Genomic DNA, 446 nt, shown 5'->3' with positions numbered 1-446 from the left:
TCACGCTGAAAATGCCGGCCTTTGAATGGGTTCATGTGCAGCTCCATCAGCAAAAGGGGATGATAAGTTTATCACCACCGACTATTTGCAACAGTGCCGGCAATATGACTAAGGAAGAAATTGCCAAAGCAGTGAATTGTGGAGTTGCAACTGTCTATCGAGTTGCTAAAGTTATCTAAAAGAGGCTTATCTCAACGCGCCCCCAATGGGGCACCGCTGCATTCAGGTTACTTCACATAAGAAATTTTATGTTAAATGATTGTTAGAAATGCCCCTTGATCGAGGCATTTTCTATAAAGAATACTAAAAACTAATTAAAGCCAACCAAGTTTCAAAACAAGGCAGTTCTCAGCAATCATATTTTTAAATTATATAACTCCCAACTGAGCTTTTGCTCCAACGATAAGGCTTTCATTTTGAGTTTCTAAGGCAAATAAACCATACAT

At 39.0% G+C, this 446-nt stretch carries 1 protein-coding gene; it reads left to right on the top strand.

From position 1 onward, the window contains the following. Window positions 1-11 precede the first annotated feature (11 nt). Window positions 12-179, top strand: coding sequence for a helix-turn-helix domain-containing protein (locus G6Q48_RS23235; protein ID WP_166268422.1), 168 nt, complete (start codon window positions 12-14; stop codon window positions 177-179). Window positions 180-446 lie beyond the last annotated feature (267 nt).

It is taken from the genome of Providencia sp. M-27 (genome assembly GCF_011077905.1).
In the GTDB taxonomy this organism is placed as follows: domain Bacteria; phylum Pseudomonadota; class Gammaproteobacteria; order Enterobacterales; family Enterobacteriaceae; genus Providencia; species Providencia huaxiensis.
This window is presented reverse-complemented; position numbering and strand designations above follow the sequence as displayed.

What these genes read in the sequence shown, in the direction of transcription:
- G6Q48_RS23235 (WP_166268422.1), top strand. Translation starts at nt 12, where the DNA reads ATGCCGGCCTTTGAATGGGTTCATGTGCAGCTCCATCAGCAAAAGGGG.